The organism is Neoaquamicrobium sediminum (assembly GCF_013240295.1).
Classification (GTDB): domain Bacteria; phylum Pseudomonadota; class Alphaproteobacteria; order Rhizobiales; family Rhizobiaceae; genus Aerobium; species Aerobium sediminum.
In genome coordinates this window covers 229,692-250,031 of the sequence record NZ_JABETK010000004.1, presented here as the reverse complement: position 1 = coordinate 250,031, position 20,340 = coordinate 229,692, and the positions used below count along the sequence as shown (strand labels likewise).

Here is a 20,340-nt window from a genome sequence, read left to right as displayed (position 1 = left end):
CGCATGTCTTCGTCTACCATGGATGAAGTGCCGGACAGGGTGGCCGCGCTTGCAAGCGACGACGCGGTCACGGCGCCACTGCGAACTGTGATTGTCGCGGGAACACCGCTTCAGCGGGCGCTGGCCGTGACGATCATGTTCTTCAGCCTGTCGATTGCCATCCTGCTGATCTACACCGCGGCCTTCGGCACCATCACTGGCTATCTGCAGAGAATAGCCTTCGTGTTTGCTTCCATTTCGCTCGCCTTGCTTGCGAAGTCGGCAACCGGCCGGCACTGGCAGGCACGCGGTATCGCAGGCCTTCTGCCGGATGTGGTCCTGATGGGGCTGATGTTTGCCGGAATGATCTATGTCTTCGGCGACTATACCAGCTTTGCGCGCAGGATCGGATTCCCCAACGGCGCGGATATGTTTTTCGGCGTCACTTACCTCGTGGCGGTGCTGGAAGCCACGCGGCGCTATCTCGGCTGGCCGATGATCGCGATCATTGTGCTCTTCATCGTACAGGCCCTGTTCGGAGAGTATTTCCCCGGCGCCTTCAGCGCGCCGAACGTCAACTGGCGTACATTGGTGGAAATCCTGTTCATGCAGGACCAGGGTATATTCGGCCCCACCACCGCGGTGGCCGCCACCTATCTTATGATCTTTCTGATCTTCGGAGCCATGTTGGTCCGCACCAACGCGGTCTTGTTCTTCCAGGATCTTTCGCTGGCCATCATGGGGCGAAGGCCCGGCGGACCGGCCCATGTTGCGGTGGCGTCGAGCGCCATGCTGGGCACTGCCTCGGGCTCGGTAGTCGGCAACGTGGCGGGCACTGGCAGCTTTACCATCCCGCTGATGAAGCGCTCCGGTTTCCGTCCGGAATATGCCGGTGCGGTGGAGGCCGTCGCCTCCTCCGGGGCCCAGATCATGCCGCCAATCCTCGGCTCGGCCGCATTCCTAATGGCGGGATTTCTCGGCCGAAATTACTGGGACATCGTCATCGCGGCGATCATCCCTGCCGGGCTCTACTTCTTCGCCATCTTCGCGCAGATCGGATTACGCGCGCATCGCAACAAACTAAGCCAGGTTGAGGGTGCTCTGCCGCGCCTGTGGCCGGTTCTGCTCAGCGGTGGTCATTTCCTGCTTGCGATCGCCGCGCTTGTTGCGCCGTTCTTCTTCGGCATGTCGCCGCAGCGATCGGCCCTGATCGGGCTGGGTGCGTTGCTTGTGCTTTCACTCCTGCGCGCCAGTACCCGCGTGACAATGGTTTCATATGTCGAGTCGGTCGTGGACGGCATCGCGAACAACCTCGCAGTTGCGGTGGCGGTCGCCGGTGCAGGCATCCTGATGGGGACGGTGTGGGTGTCTGGGGCGGGTAATCTGCTTGCGGATTTTGTGGTTCAGACGTCAAACGGAGTTCTTCCTGTCGCACTGGTGCTGACGGCCATCATTGCCCTGGTTCTAGGCATGGGTCTGCCGACGCCGGCGGTCTACCTGACGGTCGCGGTGCTGGTCGTGCCGGGCCTTGTGCAGATGGGGGCCCCGGAACTCGCCAGCCATCTCTTCGCATTCTACTTTGGTATCCTCGCCAACGTGACACCGCCGGTAGCTTTAGCTGCCTACGCGGCAGCAAGCATCGCGAAGGCGGATCTCAACCGGACCGGCTATCAAGCCTTCAAACTGGCGATGGCCGGGTTCATCGTTCCGTTCTGCTTCATCTACGACACGTCGCTCCTGCTTGACGGCGCATGGCCGCAGATCCTGATCGCGACGGCGACCGCCGCTTGCGGAGTCTTCCTGCTGGCGATCGCCATAGAAGGCTGGTTCCTCGTGACCGCCCGACATTACGAGAGGGCACTTTTGGCAGTGGCGGCGTTGATGATGATCTGGAGCAGCCGGGTCACCGAACTGGCGGGGCTGGCAATCGCCCTTGCACTAGTTGCGGTTCTTTGGCGGCGGGCAAAAACCTCTGGCGCGAGCGAGGCCGTGCGAGATTTGGGTGGTACCCAACCTGCATCTTCGGAGAGTTCGCAATGAAGCGCTCAACCCGCAATATGATCGTCTGGGTGGGAACGGTGGCCGTGTGCGTCATCCTCTACTGGACGGCTGCCCGTACCAACCTCCACTTCATCCGGCCGCTGCTCTTTCTCGGGTATGTGGCCGTCGCGGCGGCAGCGATTACCGCGCTGCTCTGCTGGGAGTTCGTGGCCGCCGCGCGCGAGAGCGAACGATCTTCACAATCCAAGACGCGAGAGGAAAGCTGAACCATGTGGCCACTTCGTACCATGCTCTTCATCCCGGCACACAAGCGCGACTGGGCAGAACGGGTCGATCGCTTCGCACCGGATTCTGTGGTGATCGACCTGGAGGACGCGCTTCCGCTGGAGCTGAAGTTCGAGGGGCGGGCGATGGCCCGTGACATGATCGGCCTTATGAAGGAGAAAGGCATTCCCGCCTTCGTACGCATCAATGCCATGTCGGAAACCGGTGCTGAAGATGTTTCGGCGATCGTGTGCGATGGCCTTGCGGGCATCATGCCGCCGAAGTCACGCACGGTCGAGGAAATCAGGGCGCTTGACCGGCTTCTCGGCTACGAGGAAGGACGCGCGGGGCTGCCGCACGGGCAGGTCGCGATCATGCCACTGCCGGAAACGGCTGAAGGGCTGTGGGCCGCGCGCGATCTCGCTGCGGCGAGCAACCGCTGCCGCGGTATAATCGGCGTCACCGGCGGTCCGATCTCAGGCGACGTTGCGCGTGCTGTGGGGTTCAGCCCGTCGCTGGAGGGTACTGAACAGCTTTATCTCGCCTCCAAGATGGTGCTGGACAGCCGGGCCGGCGGGGCGGTGTATCCAATGGCCAGCATCATCGGAACGAAGCTCGACGACCATGCGGCGGTCGAAATGCTCGTAAAGCGAGCCAAGAGCCTCGGCTTCACCGGCGCGGTGCTGATCCATCCGAGTCATGTCGCGATCGCACAGAAGGTTTTCCGGCCCACGGAAGACGAGATTCGCTACTTCGCAGGAATGATTGCGGCAATGGAAGACGCACTCGCGCGTGGCGATGCAGCCGTCAGCTATCGGGGCTCGATGGTGGACTACGCCATGCTTCCGCTCGCGCGGGAGGTGGTGGAAGAGGGCCGCCGCAACGGCGTCACCACGCAATGAGCGCAGACCATGCTACCGGATACGGCCTTCCGTTCGAAGGCTTGCGGGTCGTCGAACTCGGCAACGTCATCGCCGGACCCCTCTGCGGCAGCCTTCTGGCCGATTTCGGCGCCGACATCGTGAAGATCGAGCGGCCGGACGGCGGCGATGCGGGACGCCAACTCGGACTTGAGGTCGATGGGCTGTCTGTGTGGTGGGGCGTCGGCGTACGCGACAAGCAATGCGTGACCCTCGACCTGAAGGACGCGGATGATAGGGAGCGGCTGCTGACACTCCTCCGTGATGCCGACGTACTGATCGAGAACAACCGCCCCGGCGCGCTCGATCGGCTGGGGATCGGCTGGCGGGACCTGCGTCAGGTCAATCCGGAGCTGGTGATGGTCAGCATCTCAGGGTTCGGCCAGACCGGCCCGATGGCCGCCATTCCCGGGTTCGGGAAGATCGCCGAAGCCTTCAGTGGGATCGTGCCGCTGACGGGTGACCCCGACGACATTCCGCTGCATGTGGGCTTCAGCCTTGCCGACGCGTCCGCCAGCCTCTTCGGCCTGCTGGGTGCGGCAACGGCATTGTGGGCGCGCGATTGCAACGGCGCAGAGGGGGCCCAGATCGATATCGCGCTCTACGAACCGTTGCACCGAATGGTCGAACTGCAGTCGGCGATGCTGGCAGAGGAAGGCAGGGTGCCGCTTCGCAACGGGACCAACAACCCTTACGGATGGGGGCAGCGGATGATGGGACACATCTGGTTGGCGTATCTTGCGCGGACGGGACGGAACTTTCCGTTCTAGTCGATGATGAAGCGCGTCAGCGCTTGGGGAAGCTCGTGGGCGAGGAAGGCGACCCGCTCTCCGCCCTGCGTGCATGGGGCGCGGCCAGAAGCGTCGATGAAGCTGGCGAGGCGCTACGGGCGTCGGGCTTGGAAGTTGCACCTGTTCACGACGGACTGAGCATTGCGCGCGATCCCTATTTTCGCGCCCGTGGTGATGTGCAGCCAGCCACCTTGCCGTCGGGCCGGCAGATCGCCGTTCCGGGGCATGTGCTGCGTCAGCTGGACGACAGCGGGACGAAACGATCTTTCCGCCACGCGGCGCTCGGGGTTGACCAGAAGGCGGTATTTGGTGACGAAAGGGGAGAACGCATTGATGGCTGAGGCGCGCAAGGGACTGGTGATCAGTGGCGGCAGCCGTGGCATAGGGGCGGCTACCGCCATAGCAGGCGCTGCGGCAGGCTATGATGTGTGTTTTTCCTTCGCTTCAGACCAAGGCGCTGCCGATCGTGTCGCGGCTGCAATCGAAGCGGCGGGCGGGCGCGCTACTGCCGTAAAGGCGGACATGACGGACGAGAGCGGGGTGGCAGACCTTTTCGCCGCATCCGACGCAATGTTTGGCGCCCCGAGTGCGGTCGTGGTCAACGCAGGCATAAGCGGGAGGGTGGGTCGGCTGGCCGATGCGACTGTGGCGGACCTGAGAAATGTGTTCGACACCAACATTCTCGGCGCTTTCCTGGTCGCACGGGCAGGGGTACGGGCCATGTCCACGGAGCGAGGCGGGCCGGGAGGGGCGATCGTGATCGTCTCCTCACGCGCGGCAGCCCTCGGCGGGGCAGGGGAGTGGGTGCATTACGCTGCCAGCAAAGGTGCGACCGACACGCTTGCTATCGGCCTCGCTCGTGAGGTTGCCCACGAGGGCATCCGCGTCAACGCGGTGCGGCCCGGCCTCATCGACACTGAGATCCATGCCCGCGCCGGCCTAGTGGACAGGCTGGAAAGGGTGGCGCCGAACATTCCCATGAAACGCGCCGGGGATCCGCAAGAGGTCGCTGCCTCGATCCTTTGGCTGGCGAGTGATGCGGCGTCCTACGTCACTGGCGCATTGCTCGATGTCTCCGGCGGCCGTTGAGCAAATACTCGCCGGCTTTCGCGTGCGCCGTTACGGTCAGGGTAGGCATATCGCCTTGCTGGTGCATGGCGCGATGTTGTCGGCGGCCTCCTGGGAACCGTTCCAGAAGGCATTGGGTGTCCATGCCCCATCGTGGACGACTGTAGCCGTCGACCTGCCCGGTTTCGGGCTTGCGCCGGACGAGCCATGGGACGACTACGGGGAGATGGCGGAGCGGCTGGCGACTCTCGTCTCTCAGCTTCGCACAGCTTCGGGGAAGCTGGTTGTCGTTGGCCACTCGATGGGAGGCGGCATCGCACTCACCATGCTTCGCGACCGCGGGAAGTGCTCAACGGGATGGTTGTCATGGACAGCGGTCTCGGTCAGTCACAGGGTGAAGTTTCGATAGGTTCAATCGTGGGTGACCTAAGCGCACCACCCGTTGGTCAAACTGTACGCACGATCGTCGAAAGCTGGTTTTCGGAACCCCAACATATCGACCTGGAGCCTCTGATCCGCGATGCCGGTCGTGTGAACGCAGAGACTTTTGCTGGCATGCTGGCAGCAATCCGCAAACATGATCTGTCGGGAGAGGTTTCGCGTTTTCCTGCAATCCCGCTTCTGCTGCTGAGAGGTTCGCGCGACAGGACGCGCACGGCCTCGGAGATGCAAGCCTTATCGAAGCTGCCTGGACGTTCCGACTATGTGGAAATATCCGGCTCGGGCCACTGCCCGCATATTGAGGATGCAACGGTCACCGCGTTGGTGGTCGCAAGCTGGCTCGCGCGCATTTAATGCAGGCCCGGGGCAGGAACCGGAAGCGGCCCACCCGCTTCCGACTTGAGGACTGACCAAGCTGTCCTTCGGCTGAGGACATTTCAGCTTCGCATCGAAAGCCGAAGCCACGCCGGGTATATCAGGAAGCTTGGTCGAAGCCGGGCGCGATGGACTTATCCGGGCGGCGTGCGGCCTTACATACCATAGTAAAGATAGATCGCGTAACATGACGCCAGTCCAACGACGATGTTCATTGGCAGTCCGATCTTCACGAAGTCGCTGAACCTGTAATTGCCCGCGCCGTAGACAAGCGTGTTGGTCTGATAGCCAATGGGCGTCGCAAAGCTCGCGCTTGCGCCAAACATGACGGCTACAACGAGCGCCCTTGGCTCGATCCCCGTTTGTTGGCCAAGCCCAATTACGATGGGCGTAAAGATGACCGCGACTGCGTTGTTCGTCACACATTCGGTCAACGTTGAGGCGAGCGCATAGACAATGAGCAGGGCGACGAAAGGTGAGACCATCGACATGAGGGGCGTGACCGTCTCGACGACAAGCATCACGGCACCGGTCTCCTGCAGGCCTTGGCCGACGATCAGCATTGCGAAAATGAGGATAAGGATCCCGCCGTCGATCGAGCCCCATGCCTCGTCTTCATCGATGCAGCGCAGCACGAGAATAGCGGCTACTGCGATCATCGCAAGAATCCCGATATCCATTACATTGAACGCTGCCAGGACGACGACCAGACCGAGTGCCAGCAGCGCCAAAGGAGCCTTGGTGCGTCGGAACGCACGTGCCGTCGAGCGGGTGACGGAGACGAGCTCGCTCTGGTCTGAAAGCTCGTCGAGTGCTTCAGGCGTGCCTTCGAGCAACAGCTTGTCCGCAGGCCGCAGTCGCGTAGTGCCAAGATCGGGACCGGCGACATGCTTATGACGGTGGACGCCCAGAACCCGCACGCCGAAGCGACGACCCAGTGTCAGGCTTGAAAGGGGCGTGCCTTGGCTCATCCGGCCGGGCGCGACCACAGCCTCCACAGCAATCCGCTCTCCTTCGCCCGCCGCGCCGCGACGTTGCCCTACCCGTAGGCCTTCGCGCTCGTTTAGCGTCAACAGCTCCTGCGACTTGGCGACGACTATGAGGGATCGCCCTTTTAAGGACGATGTCTTGGTAATTTTTCCGCACCACGTTGCCGTCGGTGCGAACTCCCGTGATGCGGACGCCCGGCTGGTTGAAGTCTGCAATCTCCTCGATGGGCTTTTCGGTATAGATGCCGTCAGCTAGGACCGTAACCTCCGAGAGAAATTCGCCGTCGCCATCGGCGAACAGGTCTCCATTTTCTTCGCGTCGGTCCGGCAATAGGAATTTGCCGAGCACAAGCATGGTAACAATGCCCGTCGCGGCGGCGACAAGTCCGACGGGTGTGATCTCAAAGATCGAGAAAGACGCCAGTCCCTGTTCGCGGGCAACGCCATCGACCAGAAGATTGGTCGACGTGCCGATCAAAGTCAGCGTTCCGCCGAGAATGGCCGCATATGATATGGGTATCAGAAGCCGTGTTGATGCAATGTCGAGCGCAGCGGCCAGACGGATGACGATCGGGATCAACACCAGGACGACGGGCGTATTGTTCATGAAGGCCGAGGCCGCGAGCGCGGCCAGCAAAAATACACCCAGCGCCAGCCTGGGGTACTTCTTGGAGCGGTCGAGCACCATTCCGGCGACATTCTCCAGGACGCCTGTACGCACCAGGGCACCGGTGAGAACGAACATGGCACCAATTGTCAAAGGTGCGGAATTAGAGAATACCGCCATTGCCTTATCAGTTGGCACAAAGCCGAGGACGAGGAAAAGGGCAGCGCCGGCGGATGCGGTGACGTTGGCCGGATACTTCTCCCAGACGAACATGACAAAGAGCAAAAAAACAAGCCCGAGGGCAATTGGAGCCTCGTAGCTCGCAAGAAGTCCGGCCATCATTTCCTCATGCGCCCAGATCCGAGTTTCTAAAACGCGGAACCAGCGACTTTGGGTCCATGAGCAAAAGAGGATTTGTCGGTCAGCAAACCGATTGATGCGGGGTGCCGCCACCGGGCTCAAGATGGCGGCTGAAGCCCGTGATCATTGTGATCCCCGTTTTGTGAGGGACTTGAGGCGCACATGGGAGCGTTGCCCGACCGCCTTGGATTGCGTTTGCATTTTCATGCGTCCAGTGCGGCGGGCGGAGGCGAAGACAAACTTCCCGCACAGTCCGTATTGACGGTTCTCCAGTCGGCACCGTGCAAGTCATTCGGTCTGAGCAGGTGCTCCTAAAAGAAGAATTGCCGGAACCCAGCTGCGGTCGTTGATCCGCCGTTGGTGAAGGGCCAGGGGTTGGTGAAGATACTCGATCTGGCAGCCTGCGGCGGTCCGCGCAAGGGCGAGCGTACCCAGCGATGAGTTGGCTTTTCGGCCGCTTGTGGTCCCCGTCAATCGTAAGCGCTACTTTTCGGTGTCTTCCGCGAGTTTGATTTCGCGCAGTCCTCTTGGATCCTCAAGGGCACCGAACTGCACGATACGCCCCTTCAGGTCAGCGACAAACTTGCTTGTGAGCTGCGATGCCTTTTGAACCGCGGCAGCAGCATGTTGAACGTGAAGTGGATGGCCGGCTCCAGCCTGCAAACGGTGATGCCAGGTGGCTGCCGGTAGGCAACCCCAAGCGGCTCGACGATGCTCACACCCACGCCCCGCTCGACGAGAGCGCAGGCCTCTCCGGAGGAATAGACATCGTATTGCGTCTGGCGTGCCACGCCCCTGCTTTCAAACAGCGCGTCGATGATGTGCCGCATCCGGCTGTCACGCATGAAGGAGATGAACTGCTCATCCCTCAGGTCTTCCGGGCTCACCACTTCCTTCTCCGCAAGACGGTGACCGGCGGGAACGATGCACACCGCGCGGGAATAGAAGAGTGGCTGCGTGTGGAGGAGGGGGTGCTGGAACCTCAGGAACGAAAAGCCGATATCCACCTGTTGGGTCATCACCGAATGGCCAACGCCGCTGGTGATGTAGAAGAGCATTCGGGTCTTGGGGTGCTGAGCGGAGAAATGCGCGATCGTATCGGCGATCAGCGTTTGCCCGACCGAGGCGGCCGTCGCGATGCGTAGCTCGCCGGCGCGCAGGTTGCGCAGATCGTCGGCGAAATTCTCGACCTCGGCCAGCGACGACATAATGCGCAGAACCTCCTGGTGAAGAAGCTCGGCCTCGTCGGTTGGTACCAGCCGCTTCTTCTCGCGGATGAAAAGCTGCAGTTTCAGGTCCATCTCCAGGCCGGCGAGAATCTTGCTGACCGCAGGTTGTGTGACCCGCATTCTTTCAGCCGCGGCGGTAACGCTGCCCGTTTCCATGAACATGCGAAACGCTTCGAGTTGACGATGGGTGATCGGCATGACTGGGTCCCCGAGTGTCAGGTCGCATCTAACATTACTTTTGATTATGAAGATACGCTCACTTGAAATTTGCAGGCACCCTTGCGGCGTGTTCTGTTGGATGAAAGTGGCTTTGAGGGCAGATTATGAACCGAATTCAGGGCCATGCAGCGGGAGGAGTGCTGTTGAGATCGTCGGGCGGAGATATAAGCTTTGCGCTTGAAATCGAGAATGTTCACAAAACATTCGGAGGATTTCGGGCTGTGGACGGCGTCTCGTTCACGGTCCGGCGCGGGGAGTTTCTCTCGCTTCTCGGTCCCAGCGGATGCGGCAAGACAACACTGCTGCGCATGATTGCCGGCTTCGAGAGGCCGACATCTGGCGAAATCCGCATTGCTGGCTCTCGTGTCAACGAGCGGCCTCCTTATGCCCGCCCCATAGGGATGGTGTTCCAGAACCTCGCCCTGTTTCCCCACATCTCGGTCGGTGAAAACGTCGCCTACGGGCTGCGGGTTCGATCTGTCGACAAAGCGGAAATCGTCAGGCGTGTGGACGAGGCACTGCAACTCGTCGGACTCCAGGGGTTCGAAAGCCGCAAGATTCATGAACTCAGCGGAGGCCAGAAGCAGCGCGTCGCGCTTGCGCGGGCGATTGTAATCCGGCCGGAGGTCCTGCTTCTGGATGAGCCTCTGAGTGCCCTGGATCTCAAGCTGAGACGGCAAATGCAGCAGGAACTCAAGCAGATCCAGAGACGCATCGGCACGACCTTCATTTTTGTCACGCACGATCAGGAGGAAGCGCTGGCGATGTCGGACCGCATCGCCGTGATGAATAACGGGAAGGTCGAGCAACTGGGGGAGCCACAGGCGATCTACGCAAGCCCGATGACGCCTTTTGTCGCCCGGTTCGTGGGCGATACGAATTTTTTCGAGGGAAGTGTGGCTTCGGCGTTCGATGGCGGTTTGCAGGTTTCGATCCCGGAACTTTGCCGGGAGGCGCGGTTGCGAACCCCTTATTCCCTGAGCGCGGGCGAGCGGGTCGGCATTTCGGTGCGCCCCGAACACGTTTCCATTGCGCACGAAACCGCGGGTGCAACTGCGCTTCCAGGCCTGGTTACGGAGTGTTCCTACGTCGGCGCCAACACGCGTTACGTGGTCACACTGAAAGAGGCGCCGACGATTGGCGAACTCATCGTCCTGACGCCCAACACCCAGGTTGGAACGCAGCAATTCGAAACCGGCCAGGACGTCTATGTCGGTTGGAGCGACGACAGCATGGCGCTGGTCCCGCTTGCCTGAATCTCTGCGAGCAGGCCGCAGATGCAGCCGCTACATCGCAACGATGCTTAACAATGGGAGAGGAAGATATGCCGAAATTACTGAAAGCAAAATGCATTGCCGGGGTTTCGTTTCTCGCGCTGGCTACAGGTATCGGCCCCGCTGCGTCGGAAGAGTTGCTCATCGCAACATGGGGTGGCGGTGTTGAAGCCGTGTGGGAGGAAGCCTTCGCAAAACCCTTCAAGGAGGAAACGGGTCTCGACGTGCGTATCGTGCCGGTGCCCACGCCGGAAGCACAATTGCGCACACAGGCAGGCGACCCGCAATATCATGCGGTCATGGTGACCTATCCGCAGGGTGCCAACCTGCTGAAGGACGGCATGATCGAGTTGTTCGATCCCGCCGATATTCCCACTGCCGCAGAAACCAATCCCGACTATCTGATGCGCAGCGAAGACGGGAAGCTGGCAGGCGTCAGCCCGTATTTCATGTATTACGGAATCGCGGTCAACACCGACCTCGCCAAGCCGGAAGAGTTCAGTTCGTGGAGCAATCCGGCGACGAGAAATGGCGTGATCTTCTGGCGATCACGCGCCCGATCTATCTGTCATCCTATGATCTGCCGATCATGGCCAAGGCGATGGGTGGCGACGAGCGCAACCCGGAGCCGGGCCTCGAACTGCTGAAGAAGGTGGCCGCCAACACGCTGACGACCTACAGCTCGATCGCGCATATGAACAATCTTCTGACGCGCGGCGAAATAGCCGCCGGGCCATATTATTCCGGCCGGGTCTGGCACCTGCGCCAGCAAGGCGCTGAAAACGTCACCATGGTCGCGCCGAAGGAAGGCGTTTTGATGATCCCGTACATGCTGGTCGTTCCGAAAGGGGCGAAGCGGCTGGAGGACACGAAGAAGTTTCTGGACTTCGTGTCTAGGGCCGAACCCCAGCTTCGCGGCTCGATCCTGGGTGGCTACCTTCCGCTCAACTCCAACGCGGTCCTCCCTCCAGAGGCTGAAGAACAGATGGGCATGACGTTCAAGGAGCTGATGGAAGCGTTTATCAGCCCGACTGGCAGTACATCGCCGAACAGGAACGCGATCGCATCAACATGCTCGAACAGCTCATCGGCGCTGTCGAATAACGGCTTGCCGCGCCATGGCGACGTGGCGCGGCCGTCTATCAAGACCAGAACCCTACCCAGATTGAGGAACAGCGCGACGATGTCCCCTGTTATTGATGCCCCTTTGCCTGTTGAAACATTTATCGACGCGCTTTCCCGAATGAACCCGCAAGGTCGGCGGGACGCGCTTGAGGGGCGCAGCTCCCAAGAAACATCGGCGCTCTTCTCGATCAGGCGGCGGCGGAGGCGGGCGGGCGTGACGCGCTGAATTTCTTCGAGTTGGGAGAAACGCTGACCTATTCCGAACTGGTCGAAAAGGTCGGGCAGGCGGTCAATACCTTGCTGAGCTGGGGTGTGACGCGCGGAACGCATGTAGCCGTCATGCTTCCCAATATCCCTGAGATGCCGATCATATGGCTGGCGCTTGCCCGGATCGGGGCGGTGATGGCGCCGGTCAACACGCGCTATACGGCGCGCGAGCTTCATTACGTGGTCACGGACTCCGAAGCCGAATTCCTGATCGTTCACGCCGACCACGCTGCTCTGGCCGGGCACCTTTCCTCATTTGGCGAGATCAAGGTCACGGCCGACAGGATTGCCGTCGTCGGCGCGGCCGAAACATATCGCTCCTGGAGCGATTTGGGGGCTGGCCAGTCTATCGCCGTCTCGCTCGACTACGAGGTCGATCCGGACGACCTGATGAATATCCAGTACACATCCGGCACCACCGGCTTTCCCAAGGGCTGCATGCTCACGCACCGCTATTGGGTGATGGCAAGTTTCGTCAACGGTTTGCGTGACGGCCGCCGCTATGAGCGCGTGTTCGCGTCGACCCCCTTCTTCTATCTCGATCCTCAATGGCTGATGCTGCTGGCCTTTCACCAGCGCGCGACGCTGTTCGTGGCGAACAGGCAAAGCTCCAGCCGCTTCGCGGGCTGGCTTCGCGAGCACAGGATCCATTTTTGCCTGTTTCCCGAGATCGCCTACAAGCAGCCGCCATCACCGCAGGACGGCGAACTGGTCGTGCGTCGCGCCAACATCTATGGGGTGCGAAAGCAGATTCATGCCGATCTCCGTCGCCGGTTCAATCTGCCTGCTATGGAGGCCTTCGGCATGACCGAAGTCGGACCGACGCTTTATATGCCGCTTGAACACACGGAGATGGTCGGCTCCGGCTCATGTGGCCTTCCCGCGCCGTTTCGCGAGTGCCGGATCGTCGATGATGAGGGTATCGACGTCGCGCGAGGGGAAGAGGGCGAACTGGTGGTCCGGGGCCTCGGCATCATGCAGGGCTATTACAAGAAGCCCGAGGCCAACAAGGAGAGCTTCTTCGGCGAGTGGTTCCGCACCGGCGATCTTTTCCGGCAGGATGAAAAGGGCTTTTTCTACATCGTCGGCCGCAAGAAGGACATGGTGCGGCGTGCGGGCGAAAACGTTGCCGCGAGAGAGGTCGAGGCGGTTTTGCGCGACGGGCCGGGCGTTCTCGATGCCGCCGTGGTGGGCGTTCCGGACGATCTTCGCGGTCAGGAGGTGAAAGCCTACATCGTCCCGGCCGTTCCCCAGGACAAGGCCGACGCGGTTGTGGAGGCCGCGATCGCGCATTGTGCCGCCAACCTCGCCGCGTTCAAGGTGCCGCGTTATTACGAGATCGTCGAGAGTCTTCCCCGAACGCCATCGGAGAAAATTGCCAAGGGAGAACTCATCAAGGCCAGGGAAGATCTTCGAACGGGTTCGTTCGATCGCGTCGACAAGGTGTGGCGCTGAAGGAGAGACCGCAATGACCAGCATATGGCGCCTTCCGGCGGGTGAACTTGCATCGCGAATTCGCGCCCGGGAAGTGTCCTCCCGTGATGTCGTCGAGGCCTTCTTGACGCGCATCCAGGCACTGGATGGCCAGGTCAATGCGTTCGCACTGCTGGATGCAGAAGGGGCGTTGAAGGCTGCCGATGCGGCGGACAATGCGCTCGCGTCGGGAGCCGCAGTGGGATCGCTGCACGGGGTTCCCGTATCGGTAAAGGACCTCGTGGCGACGAGAGGCATGGTCACGGCCTTCGGCTCGCACGCATTTGCCGACAATGTTCCCGCCGAGGATGCGGAAGCGGTGGCGCGACTGCGGGCGGCGGGAGCCATCATTATTGGCAAGACGACGACGCCGGAGCTCGGGCACAAGGTTTTGACGGACAGCCCCGCCTACGGCTACACGCGCAATCCCTGGGATGTGTCGAAGAGCCCCGGCGGTTCCAGCGGCGGCGCGGCTGTCAGCGCGGCTATGGGCTTTTCGCCGCTTGCTGTCTCAACGGACGGTGCAGGCTCTGGCCGCATCCCGGCATCTTGCTGTGGCATCGTCGGATTGAAGCCAACTATCGGCGCGGTGCCGCACGAGACCAATTCCGATCTCTTCGGCTCGCTGACCTGCATTGGCGCGATGGCGCGCTCGGTGTCGGATACGGCCCTGTTGTACTCCGTCATGCACGGGCCCGACCCGCGTGACCCCTGGTCTCTGGCGGGCAATGCCGGGCCCGTAAATCTGCCGTCCGATCCGATCAATGTCCTGAAGGGACTTCGCATCCGCTATCTTCCAAGGACGCAAAACAGCTATCTCGACCCGGAGGTCGAACGGCTGTGCGCCAGTATGGTGGCGCGCCTTGAAGGCGAAGGTGCCGAGATTAGGGGCGACGATCCGATCGGGGACTGGAACCTTGCTGCCGCCTTGAAGCTGATGCGCGCCTATCAGGCCGCCCGGTTCGGCCATCTGCTTGATCGATGGCGCGACAGGATGGATCCGGCCCTTGTCGAAGGGCTGGAGCAGGGGCGCGCATTCAGCGGTGAGGAAGTCGCCCATGCCATCGCCGATCGCACGCGGCACTACCGCAGCATGCAATCGCTTTTCGCGGATGCCGATGTCCTTGTCACGCCGACGGTCTCCGTACCTTCGCTCGACATCGAGCAATGCTCCAACGAGCCGCTGGTGATCGACGGCAATACGCTCGGTCCACTTCGTGAAACCTGGTATTGCTACACAATCCCGTTCAATCCCTCCGGTAACCCGGCCATCTCGGTGCCATGCGGTTTTTCCGGCGCGGGCCTGCCCGTCGGACTGCAGATCGTCGGACCGTGGCATTCCGAACCACTTCTTTTGTCGATCGCCGCTGCGATCGAGTCGCTTTCGCCCTGGGCGGACCGCTGGCCGGCTCTTGCCGTTGAAGGAAACCCGCAATGATCATCGACTACGCAAGCCGGCCGCCGGTGCCAGAATTCACGCAAACTGCGACAGGTCATCTGCACCGGTACAGAACGGTGTACGGCGCGAGTGAGAATGCGGCACAGTCCCGTCCGGCGACGCTGGAAGATTATCTGTCGGCCTATGACGCCGCGGGCGCGCAGCATGTCGTGGTCAAAGCGCGCGATCTCGAATCGACCTTCGGCTGGAAGATTTCCAACGAGGACGTCGCTGCCTTCTGTCGCAAGCAGGGAGAGCGTTTCATCGGCTTTGCGGGTGTCGATCCGCACAAGGGGATAGCCGCGGTTCGTGAGCTTGAGCATGCGGTGCGCGATCTCGGGCTCAAGGGCCTTAATCTACAGTGTTTCGAGCACAAGCTGGCGATCAACGATCCGCGTATGTATCCGCTCTATGCCAAGTGCATCGAGCTCGACATTCCGGTCAATCTCCACACGTCGATCAACTTCGCCACCTCCACACTCATGGAGTATGGCCGGCCGGCGCTGCTGGACGAGGTCATGGTGCATTTTCCCGAGCTTCGCGTCTGCGCCGGGCCTCCCGGCTTCCCGTGGGTCCATGAGCTGATCGGTGTCGCCTGGCGCCATGCCAACGTCCATATCGGCCTGGTTGCGGTTCGACCCAAATATCTCAACACGCCGGGTTCGGGCTATGAGGGGCTCTTGGCCTACGGCAAATCCATCCTGCAGGACCGCATCATTTTCGGCTCCTCGTTTCCGCTGATGCCGGTCGAATGGTGCGTGGACGAAATCAACGCCCTGCCGCTGGACGAAACGGTAAAGCGCAAATGGCTGTACGAGAACGCAAAGCGTTTCCTGCGTCTTTGAAATGGAATTGGGCCGGTCGGCTCGGGAGGAGGGCGGATGTCTTCAACGGATTTGGCGTTCAGGCAGAAGCTGCGCGGCCCCGGACGCGAGGCGTGGGGCAGGTTGTTGCTGCTAGCGCCCGCTGTTTTGTTGCTTGGCCTGTTTGGCGTGAGCGTGGTGCAGCTCATCGCCTCGTCTTTCGTCGATGAGGGCCGGCTGAGCCTGGCGCTCTATACCGACTTCTTTTCCCGTGCCGACTACCGGGACATCCTCTTCAGGACAATTCGCGTGTCGCTGCTGGTAGCCGCGCTGTGCGTCGTGATTGGATATCCGATCGCCTACGCGATGTGGCGCTACAAGGGCAACCGCAGCCACCTGATGATATTGATCATCCTGCCGTGGTTGGTATCGATTGTTGTTCGCACTTACGGCTGGATGGTCATCCTCGGTCCCAAAGGCCTGATCAACGAGTTTCTTGCCTGGGCCGGGCTTATCGAACGGCCGGTACGGATGATGTTCAACACCACGGGTGTCGTCATCGGACTGGTTCACATTCTGATCCCGTTCATGATCATCTCCATCCTGTCGGTCATGCTGCATCTCGACCGCCGTCTGGAGGAAGCGAGCGCCAGTCTGGGCGCGCGCAGCTACCACACTTTCTTTCGTGTCACCCTGCCTTTGACCGTTCCGGGGATCATCACGGGAACGATGCTCGTCTATCTCATGTCGACCGGTGCCATCGTGACGCCGATTCTGCTTGGCGGCGTACGCGACAGGATGATGGGAACACAAATGTATCAGGAGGTCATCCAGACCTTCAATTTCCCGAAAGCCTCCATGCTTGCCTTCCTTCTCCTGCTCGCCGGACTGGCCGTTGTGCTCCCGTTGCAGGCACTCGAACGCAAGCTGTCGCGCTTCATGGATCAGAAGGGGAGCTAGGCGATGCTGAAGCAGAGATGGGATACGATCGGCATCTGGGCGGTCCTGCTGTTCATGCCCGCGCCGATTATTATCGTCGCTGCGGCGTCCTTCAGCCATGACGGCTACATCCAATTCCCGCCAGGTGAACTGTCGCTACGCTGGTACCAGGAGTTCCTGACGGATGCACGCTGGCTGCGCGCTCTGGTGGTGAGCCTGGGGTTGGCGATCGCCGGCGCCTTATTGAGTACCACGGTGGCCTTCCTCGCTGCGCTGGCCGTCTCGCGTCGTCAGACTGCCTTCACGCGCTACTTCGAAGTCGCGGTGATGACGCCGCTTCTTTTTCCGCACGCAGCACTGGGCGTCGCCATGCTGTCGCTCTTGATGATGATCGGCGGCTACGGCACTTTTGCCGGGCTGCTTCTCGTCCACTGCATCATCACCTTGCCGTATGCCTACCGGCCCATTTCCGTGAGCCTGCGCAAGCTGGACAGGGAACTGGAAGAGGCGTCCATGAGCATGGGAGCACGGAACTGGTATACGTTCCGCCACGTGACCCTGCCGCTGGTGCGCCCGGGGATCATCACCGCGCTGCTGTTCAGCTTCATCCTGTCCTTCGATGAGGTGACAGTGACCATGTTTCTCGTCGGCCCGTTCATAACAACCCTGCCTGTCGAGACCTACTCCTTTATCCAGGAGAGCGGGACGCCGGTGGTTGCCGCGATTTCGACGGTGCTCGTCGTGATGACGCTGCTGCTGGTCATTCTTCTCGAGCGGCTGGTCGGCCTGGAGTTTTTTGTCGAACCGGATCGCAAGTAGGCCGAGCAACGATAGCAATCGGATCATCCGCCCGGGATCATTGCGGCGCGCGGACAAGCTGATTGGGAGAGATGAGATGATGCCAAAACTGTGGCGCAAACCGAGGGGGATGTGTCGCCGCGTCGATCCACTCAATCGCATGCCGGGGCGATCAACGCAGATAGCGAGATCCCTGAATGTCTGCAGGTTCGGTGTCCCGCCGCATTCGAAGAGATCTGGCGTAGGCGGTTTATCGTCCGCCGTTAGACACCGGGTATGAAAATCCGCTTCAACGTATCGTCCTTGAGCCAGAAATGATGGAGCAGGGCAGCCGCTGCGTGGAGCACGATGAGCAAGATGAACACAGGCTTGGCGAGCGAGTGGATCTCGCCGAAGGGATCGCCAACATAGTACGCCAGAAGCCCCAGGATCGGTGTCGCCGCCAGAAGAATATAGAACAGAATATGCGAAGCACGAGCAGCCGCACTCATCCATACCGGCCCACTGTCGGCTGGCCGGGGCACGCCGCTCGTCAATCGAAGTAGTATGCGTAAGCCGACGAACACGAGGATTGCGATTCCGATCCAGTAATGCGCTGAGCCGAGTGCGAGGTCGGCCCCGCTAGCTTGCAGACGGTCCTCCGCGGCGTCGACGACCGCTGTCATGCTCTCGCCGAAGATCAACTGGAACAGCACGAGCGCTGCCAAGATCCAGTGCAGCGATATCTGCAAACCGGAATATCCACGTTTATGTCTTTGCATAATTGGAATCCTCGATCTTACGGGTGACGTTTGAGATATCCGTTGAGAACGCACGAAATGGTACCGGGATCATGCCAGATTTCCGGCCTTCTCTATGAGTTCGAAGAAGCCGGTGCCGCCGAAAATGGAGCGGATTGTGGGTCGTCGGGTAGGGGTGGCTTGAAACCATCGTCACGAACTTTCGGCAGCCGAGTCCGGCTGGCGCTGCCTCGTTCACTGCTCGATCTCCGTTTTGACGCGGACGTCTTCTTCTGGCCACGCCGCACGCAAGGCTCCCGTTTTGAAACTGCGTGACGCCGTCTGGTAGTAGGCGATGGCTTCGTCGCGCAGACGCTTATCGATGGGCGCCGGCCGTGAAGCCAAAGTGGCGGGATCGATTGCGAAGCTTTGCACCAGGCCTTTCGGGCGCAGCACGGTCAACAGGCCGTTCTTCAGATAACCAAGTGACTGATAATTGCTGATAAAGGCTCGTTCGTCGATAGGTGTCCCGCCGGTGATGGCGCGACCGAAAAACATCTCCTCTCCCGGCGCATCAAGTACGCGAAGGAGTGTCGGCGGGATGTCGATCTGGCTCGTCATCGCCGTGATGCGTCCCGGTTTTACGATACCCGGCGCGTAGAAGATCATCGGGATCAGGTAGCTGCCGATGGGGAGCTCGGTCTTGCCCGCCACCGATGCACAGTGGTCGGCCGTGATCACGAAAAGCGTGTCGGCGAACCACGGCCTAGTCGATGCCGTCTCAAGAAAGTGGCCGATCGCGTAGTCGGTGTATTTGACCGCTCCATCACGCCCTCCCGGTGAGGCAATATCGATGCGCCCGTCGGGATAGGTGTACGGCCGATGGTTCGACGACGTCATGATATGCATGAAGAATGGCGTGCCATCCGCGGTGTGATCGTCGAGCCGTTTCGCCGCATTGTCGAACAGGCTTTCGTCGGCCGCTCCCCACGCGTTCTCGAAAGCGACCGTTTCGACCGGAAAATCGCCGCGGTCCAGAACCGTGTAGTCGTTGCCACCAAAATAGGCCGCCATGTTGTCGAAGTAGGCGTTGCCGCCGTAGACGAATGTTGTCGCGAACCCCGCATGATGGAGGATTTCGCCGAGCGTCGTCAGGTGGTCGCTCTTGGGTCGCCGCACGATCGCCTGACCTGGCACCGGTGGTGTCCCGAGCGATGTTGCTTCGAGACCGCGCACCGTGCGTGTGCCGGTAGCAAAGAGGCGGTCGAACACCAGCCCCTGGGAGGCGATGCGGTCGAGGTTGGGGGTCAGTCCCTTCGCATTGCCGTAACTGCCGAGAAATTCGGCCGAAAGGCTCTCTACCGTGATCAAGACGACATTCTTAGGCCGGCGTGTCAGGTATGCGGGGAATTCGGCCTGCTGCTGGCCATCAGAATCGGCCGGTTTTGGGGTGGCGCGCGGCATGCCGAGGCCAGCAAGAATCTCGGTAGCCTGTTTGTTCGGCAGCGTCGCGTAGAACCGGTCGTAGTCCAGCTCGTTCAGGAAGAATGCTGACACGAGGCTGAACAAGCCGTTGCCGGAGAGTTCGTCCGCATAGGCGTTGCCCGATCCCCGCGTCTGGTCGATACTGGCTACAAGCGACAACATCGGCCCGACAACAGCGAGCGCTAGCATCGTGAGACGTGTACGCGCGCTATAGGGCATCGTCTCGGCGGCGCGGAACCAGTGACGAAGGCACCAAACGATCACAGCCGCCGTCCCGGCTATCGAAATCAGCAGGGGCGTCACAGGATAGGACTCGAAAATGTTGGCAATGACTTCCTGCGTATAGACGAGGTAGTCGACCGCGATAAAATTGTACCTGACCGAGAACTCTTCCCAGAACAGGAACTCTCCAACCGCCGAAAATAGCAGAAGAGCGACCACGAGCCATACAGTTACCCTACTGAGCCAGGCAAATATCCGACTGCGACGAAGCCGATCCGGGAGAACGGCGTTCACCAGAAGGAACGGCGACAGCAGAGCCCCCAGTGTGACGAGATCGAACCAGAGACCACGGACAAGCACGAAAGGCATGTCCGACAGGCCGATGTCGCGACTGCTATAGATCGAGAGCCCAAGCCGGGTTGCGACGAAGATCGCCAGCGCGCAGGCGGCCAGTATGGTTGGATAGGTGAGCAACAGCGACCGGAGCGGCACAAGCCGCTGTGCAAAGCCTCGGTCAAGCGGTGGTGAATGCGTCATGGTCATGTGCCGGCGCT

The 20,340-nt window shown here is 60.9% G+C and carries 21 protein-coding genes; 16 read left to right on the top strand and 5 right to left on the bottom strand.

Annotated features, from left to right (window positions below; genetic code table 11):
• Positions 1 to 3: 3 nt before the first annotated feature.
• From HK436_RS27125 to HK436_RS27090, 8 genes are read left to right on the top strand one after another with little or no spacing between them, the layout of a single operon-like run.
• On the top strand, positions 4 to 2,019 hold the full coding sequence (locus HK436_RS27125) for a TRAP transporter permease (RefSeq protein WP_173194758.1): 2,016 nt from the start codon (positions 4 to 6) through the stop codon (positions 2,017 to 2,019).
• Positions 2,016 to 2,246, top strand: coding sequence for a hypothetical protein (locus tag HK436_RS27120; protein ID WP_173194757.1), 231 nt, complete (start codon positions 2,016 to 2,018; stop codon positions 2,244 to 2,246). Before HK436_RS27125 ends, HK436_RS27120 begins: the two co-directional genes overlap by 4 nt.
• A 3-nt stretch (positions 2,247 to 2,249) precedes the next feature.
• The gene (locus HK436_RS27115; RefSeq protein ID WP_173194756.1) at positions 2,250 to 3,146 is read left to right on the top strand and encodes an HpcH/HpaI aldolase/citrate lyase family protein; all 897 of its coding nucleotides are present in this window, start codon (positions 2,250 to 2,252) and stop codon (positions 3,144 to 3,146) included.
• A complete protein-coding gene (locus HK436_RS27110) occupies positions 3,143 to 3,934 on the top strand; it encodes a CaiB/BaiF CoA transferase family protein (RefSeq protein WP_173194755.1) in 792 nt (263 codons plus the stop codon). The genes HK436_RS27115 and HK436_RS27110 overlap by 4 nt, the downstream gene beginning before the upstream one ends.
• A 35-nt stretch (positions 3,935 to 3,969) precedes the next feature.
• Positions 3,970 to 4,296 (top strand): CoA-transferase family III protein, encoded by a 327-nt coding sequence (locus HK436_RS27105; protein ID WP_173194754.1) that lies wholly within the window; start codon positions 3,970 to 3,972, stop codon positions 4,294 to 4,296.
• On the top strand, positions 4,289 to 5,044 hold the full coding sequence (locus tag HK436_RS27100) for an SDR family oxidoreductase (protein ID WP_173194753.1): 756 nt from the start codon (positions 4,289 to 4,291) through the stop codon (positions 5,042 to 5,044). Before HK436_RS27105 ends, HK436_RS27100 begins: the two co-directional genes overlap by 8 nt.
• Entirely contained in the window at positions 5,025 to 5,432 is a 408-nt protein-coding gene (locus tag HK436_RS27095; protein ID WP_173194752.1) for an alpha/beta fold hydrolase, read from the top strand. Before HK436_RS27100 ends, HK436_RS27095 begins: the two co-directional genes overlap by 20 nt.
• Entirely contained in the window at positions 5,390 to 5,818 is a 429-nt protein-coding gene (locus HK436_RS27090) for an alpha/beta fold hydrolase (protein WP_173194751.1), read from the top strand. Before HK436_RS27095 ends, HK436_RS27090 begins: the two co-directional genes overlap by 43 nt.
• A gap of 176 nt (positions 5,819 to 5,994) precedes the next feature.
• Here HK436_RS27090 and HK436_RS31940 read toward each other — a convergent pair whose 3' ends face one another.
• From HK436_RS31940 to HK436_RS27080, 3 genes are all read right to left on the bottom strand, one after another.
• On the bottom strand, positions 5,995 to 6,810 hold the full coding sequence (locus HK436_RS31940) for an SLC13 family permease (protein ID WP_244649464.1): 816 nt from the start codon (positions 6,808 to 6,810) through the stop codon (positions 5,995 to 5,997).
• Positions 6,731 to 7,777, bottom strand: coding sequence for a sodium:proton antiporter (locus tag HK436_RS31935; protein ID WP_244649463.1), 1,047 nt, complete (start codon positions 7,775 to 7,777; stop codon positions 6,731 to 6,733). The genes HK436_RS31940 and HK436_RS31935 overlap by 80 nt, the downstream gene beginning before the upstream one ends.
• 584 nt (positions 7,778 to 8,361) lie before the next feature.
• Positions 8,362 to 9,222, bottom strand: a complete 861-nt coding sequence (locus tag HK436_RS27080) for a LysR substrate-binding domain-containing protein (protein WP_280515866.1) — start codon at positions 9,220 to 9,222, stop codon at positions 8,362 to 8,364.
• Positions 9,223 to 9,464: 242 nt separating this feature from the next.
• On the opposite strand from HK436_RS27080, the gene HK436_RS27075 reads away from it, so the two are divergent.
• The 8 genes from HK436_RS27075 to HK436_RS27040 all read left to right on the top strand — a co-directional run bounded on the left by HK436_RS27075 (position 9,465) and on the right by HK436_RS27040 (position 17,381).
• On the top strand, positions 9,465 to 10,499 hold the full coding sequence (locus HK436_RS27075) for an ABC transporter ATP-binding protein (RefSeq protein ID WP_376769223.1): 1,035 nt from the start codon (positions 9,465 to 9,467) through the stop codon (positions 10,497 to 10,499).
• Between the two features lie 68 nt (positions 10,500 to 10,567).
• A complete protein-coding gene (locus tag HK436_RS27070) occupies positions 10,568 to 11,164 on the top strand; it encodes an extracellular solute-binding protein (RefSeq protein ID WP_173194748.1) in 597 nt (198 codons plus the stop codon).
• Positions 11,107 to 11,868: an extracellular solute-binding protein gene (locus HK436_RS27065; RefSeq protein ID WP_173194747.1), complete on the top strand. Its 762-nt coding sequence runs from the start codon at positions 11,107 to 11,109 to the stop codon at positions 11,866 to 11,868. Before HK436_RS27070 ends, HK436_RS27065 begins: the two co-directional genes overlap by 58 nt.
• Positions 11,869 to 11,879: 11 nt before the next feature.
• Positions 11,880 to 13,364 (top strand): class I adenylate-forming enzyme family protein, encoded by a 1,485-nt coding sequence (locus tag HK436_RS27060; RefSeq protein ID WP_173194746.1) that lies wholly within the window; start codon positions 11,880 to 11,882, stop codon positions 13,362 to 13,364.
• 13 nt (positions 13,365 to 13,377) lie between these two features.
• A complete protein-coding gene (locus HK436_RS27055; RefSeq protein WP_173194745.1) occupies positions 13,378 to 14,820 on the top strand; it encodes an amidase in 1,443 nt (480 codons plus the stop codon).
• Positions 14,817 to 15,665 carry an amidohydrolase family protein gene (locus tag HK436_RS27050; RefSeq protein WP_173194744.1) on the top strand — a complete coding sequence of 283 codons (849 nt, stop codon included), beginning with the start codon at positions 14,817 to 14,819 and terminating at the stop codon, positions 15,663 to 15,665. Before HK436_RS27055 ends, HK436_RS27050 begins: the two co-directional genes overlap by 4 nt.
• A 36-nt stretch (positions 15,666 to 15,701) precedes the next feature.
• Positions 15,702 to 16,583 carry an ABC transporter permease gene (locus HK436_RS27045; protein ID WP_173194743.1) on the top strand — a complete coding sequence of 294 codons (882 nt, stop codon included), beginning with the start codon at positions 15,702 to 15,704 and terminating at the stop codon, positions 16,581 to 16,583.
• A gap of 3 nt (positions 16,584 to 16,586) precedes the next feature.
• Complete coding sequence (locus HK436_RS27040) at positions 16,587 to 17,381, top strand: ABC transporter permease (RefSeq protein WP_173194742.1); 795 nt, start codon at positions 16,587 to 16,589, stop codon at positions 17,379 to 17,381.
• Between the two features lie 242 nt (positions 17,382 to 17,623).
• On the opposite strand, the gene HK436_RS27035 is transcribed toward HK436_RS27040, so the two are convergent.
• Together HK436_RS27035 and HK436_RS27030 are read right to left on the bottom strand one after the other, a co-directional pair.
• Positions 17,624 to 18,121 carry a cytochrome b gene (locus HK436_RS27035; protein WP_173194741.1) on the bottom strand — a complete coding sequence of 166 codons (498 nt, stop codon included), beginning with the start codon at positions 18,119 to 18,121 and terminating at the stop codon, positions 17,624 to 17,626.
• A gap of 213 nt (positions 18,122 to 18,334) precedes the next feature.
• Entirely contained in the window at positions 18,335 to 20,329 is a 1,995-nt protein-coding gene (locus HK436_RS27030) for an LTA synthase family protein (protein ID WP_206680593.1), read from the bottom strand.
• Positions 20,330 to 20,340: the final 11 nt, after the last annotated feature.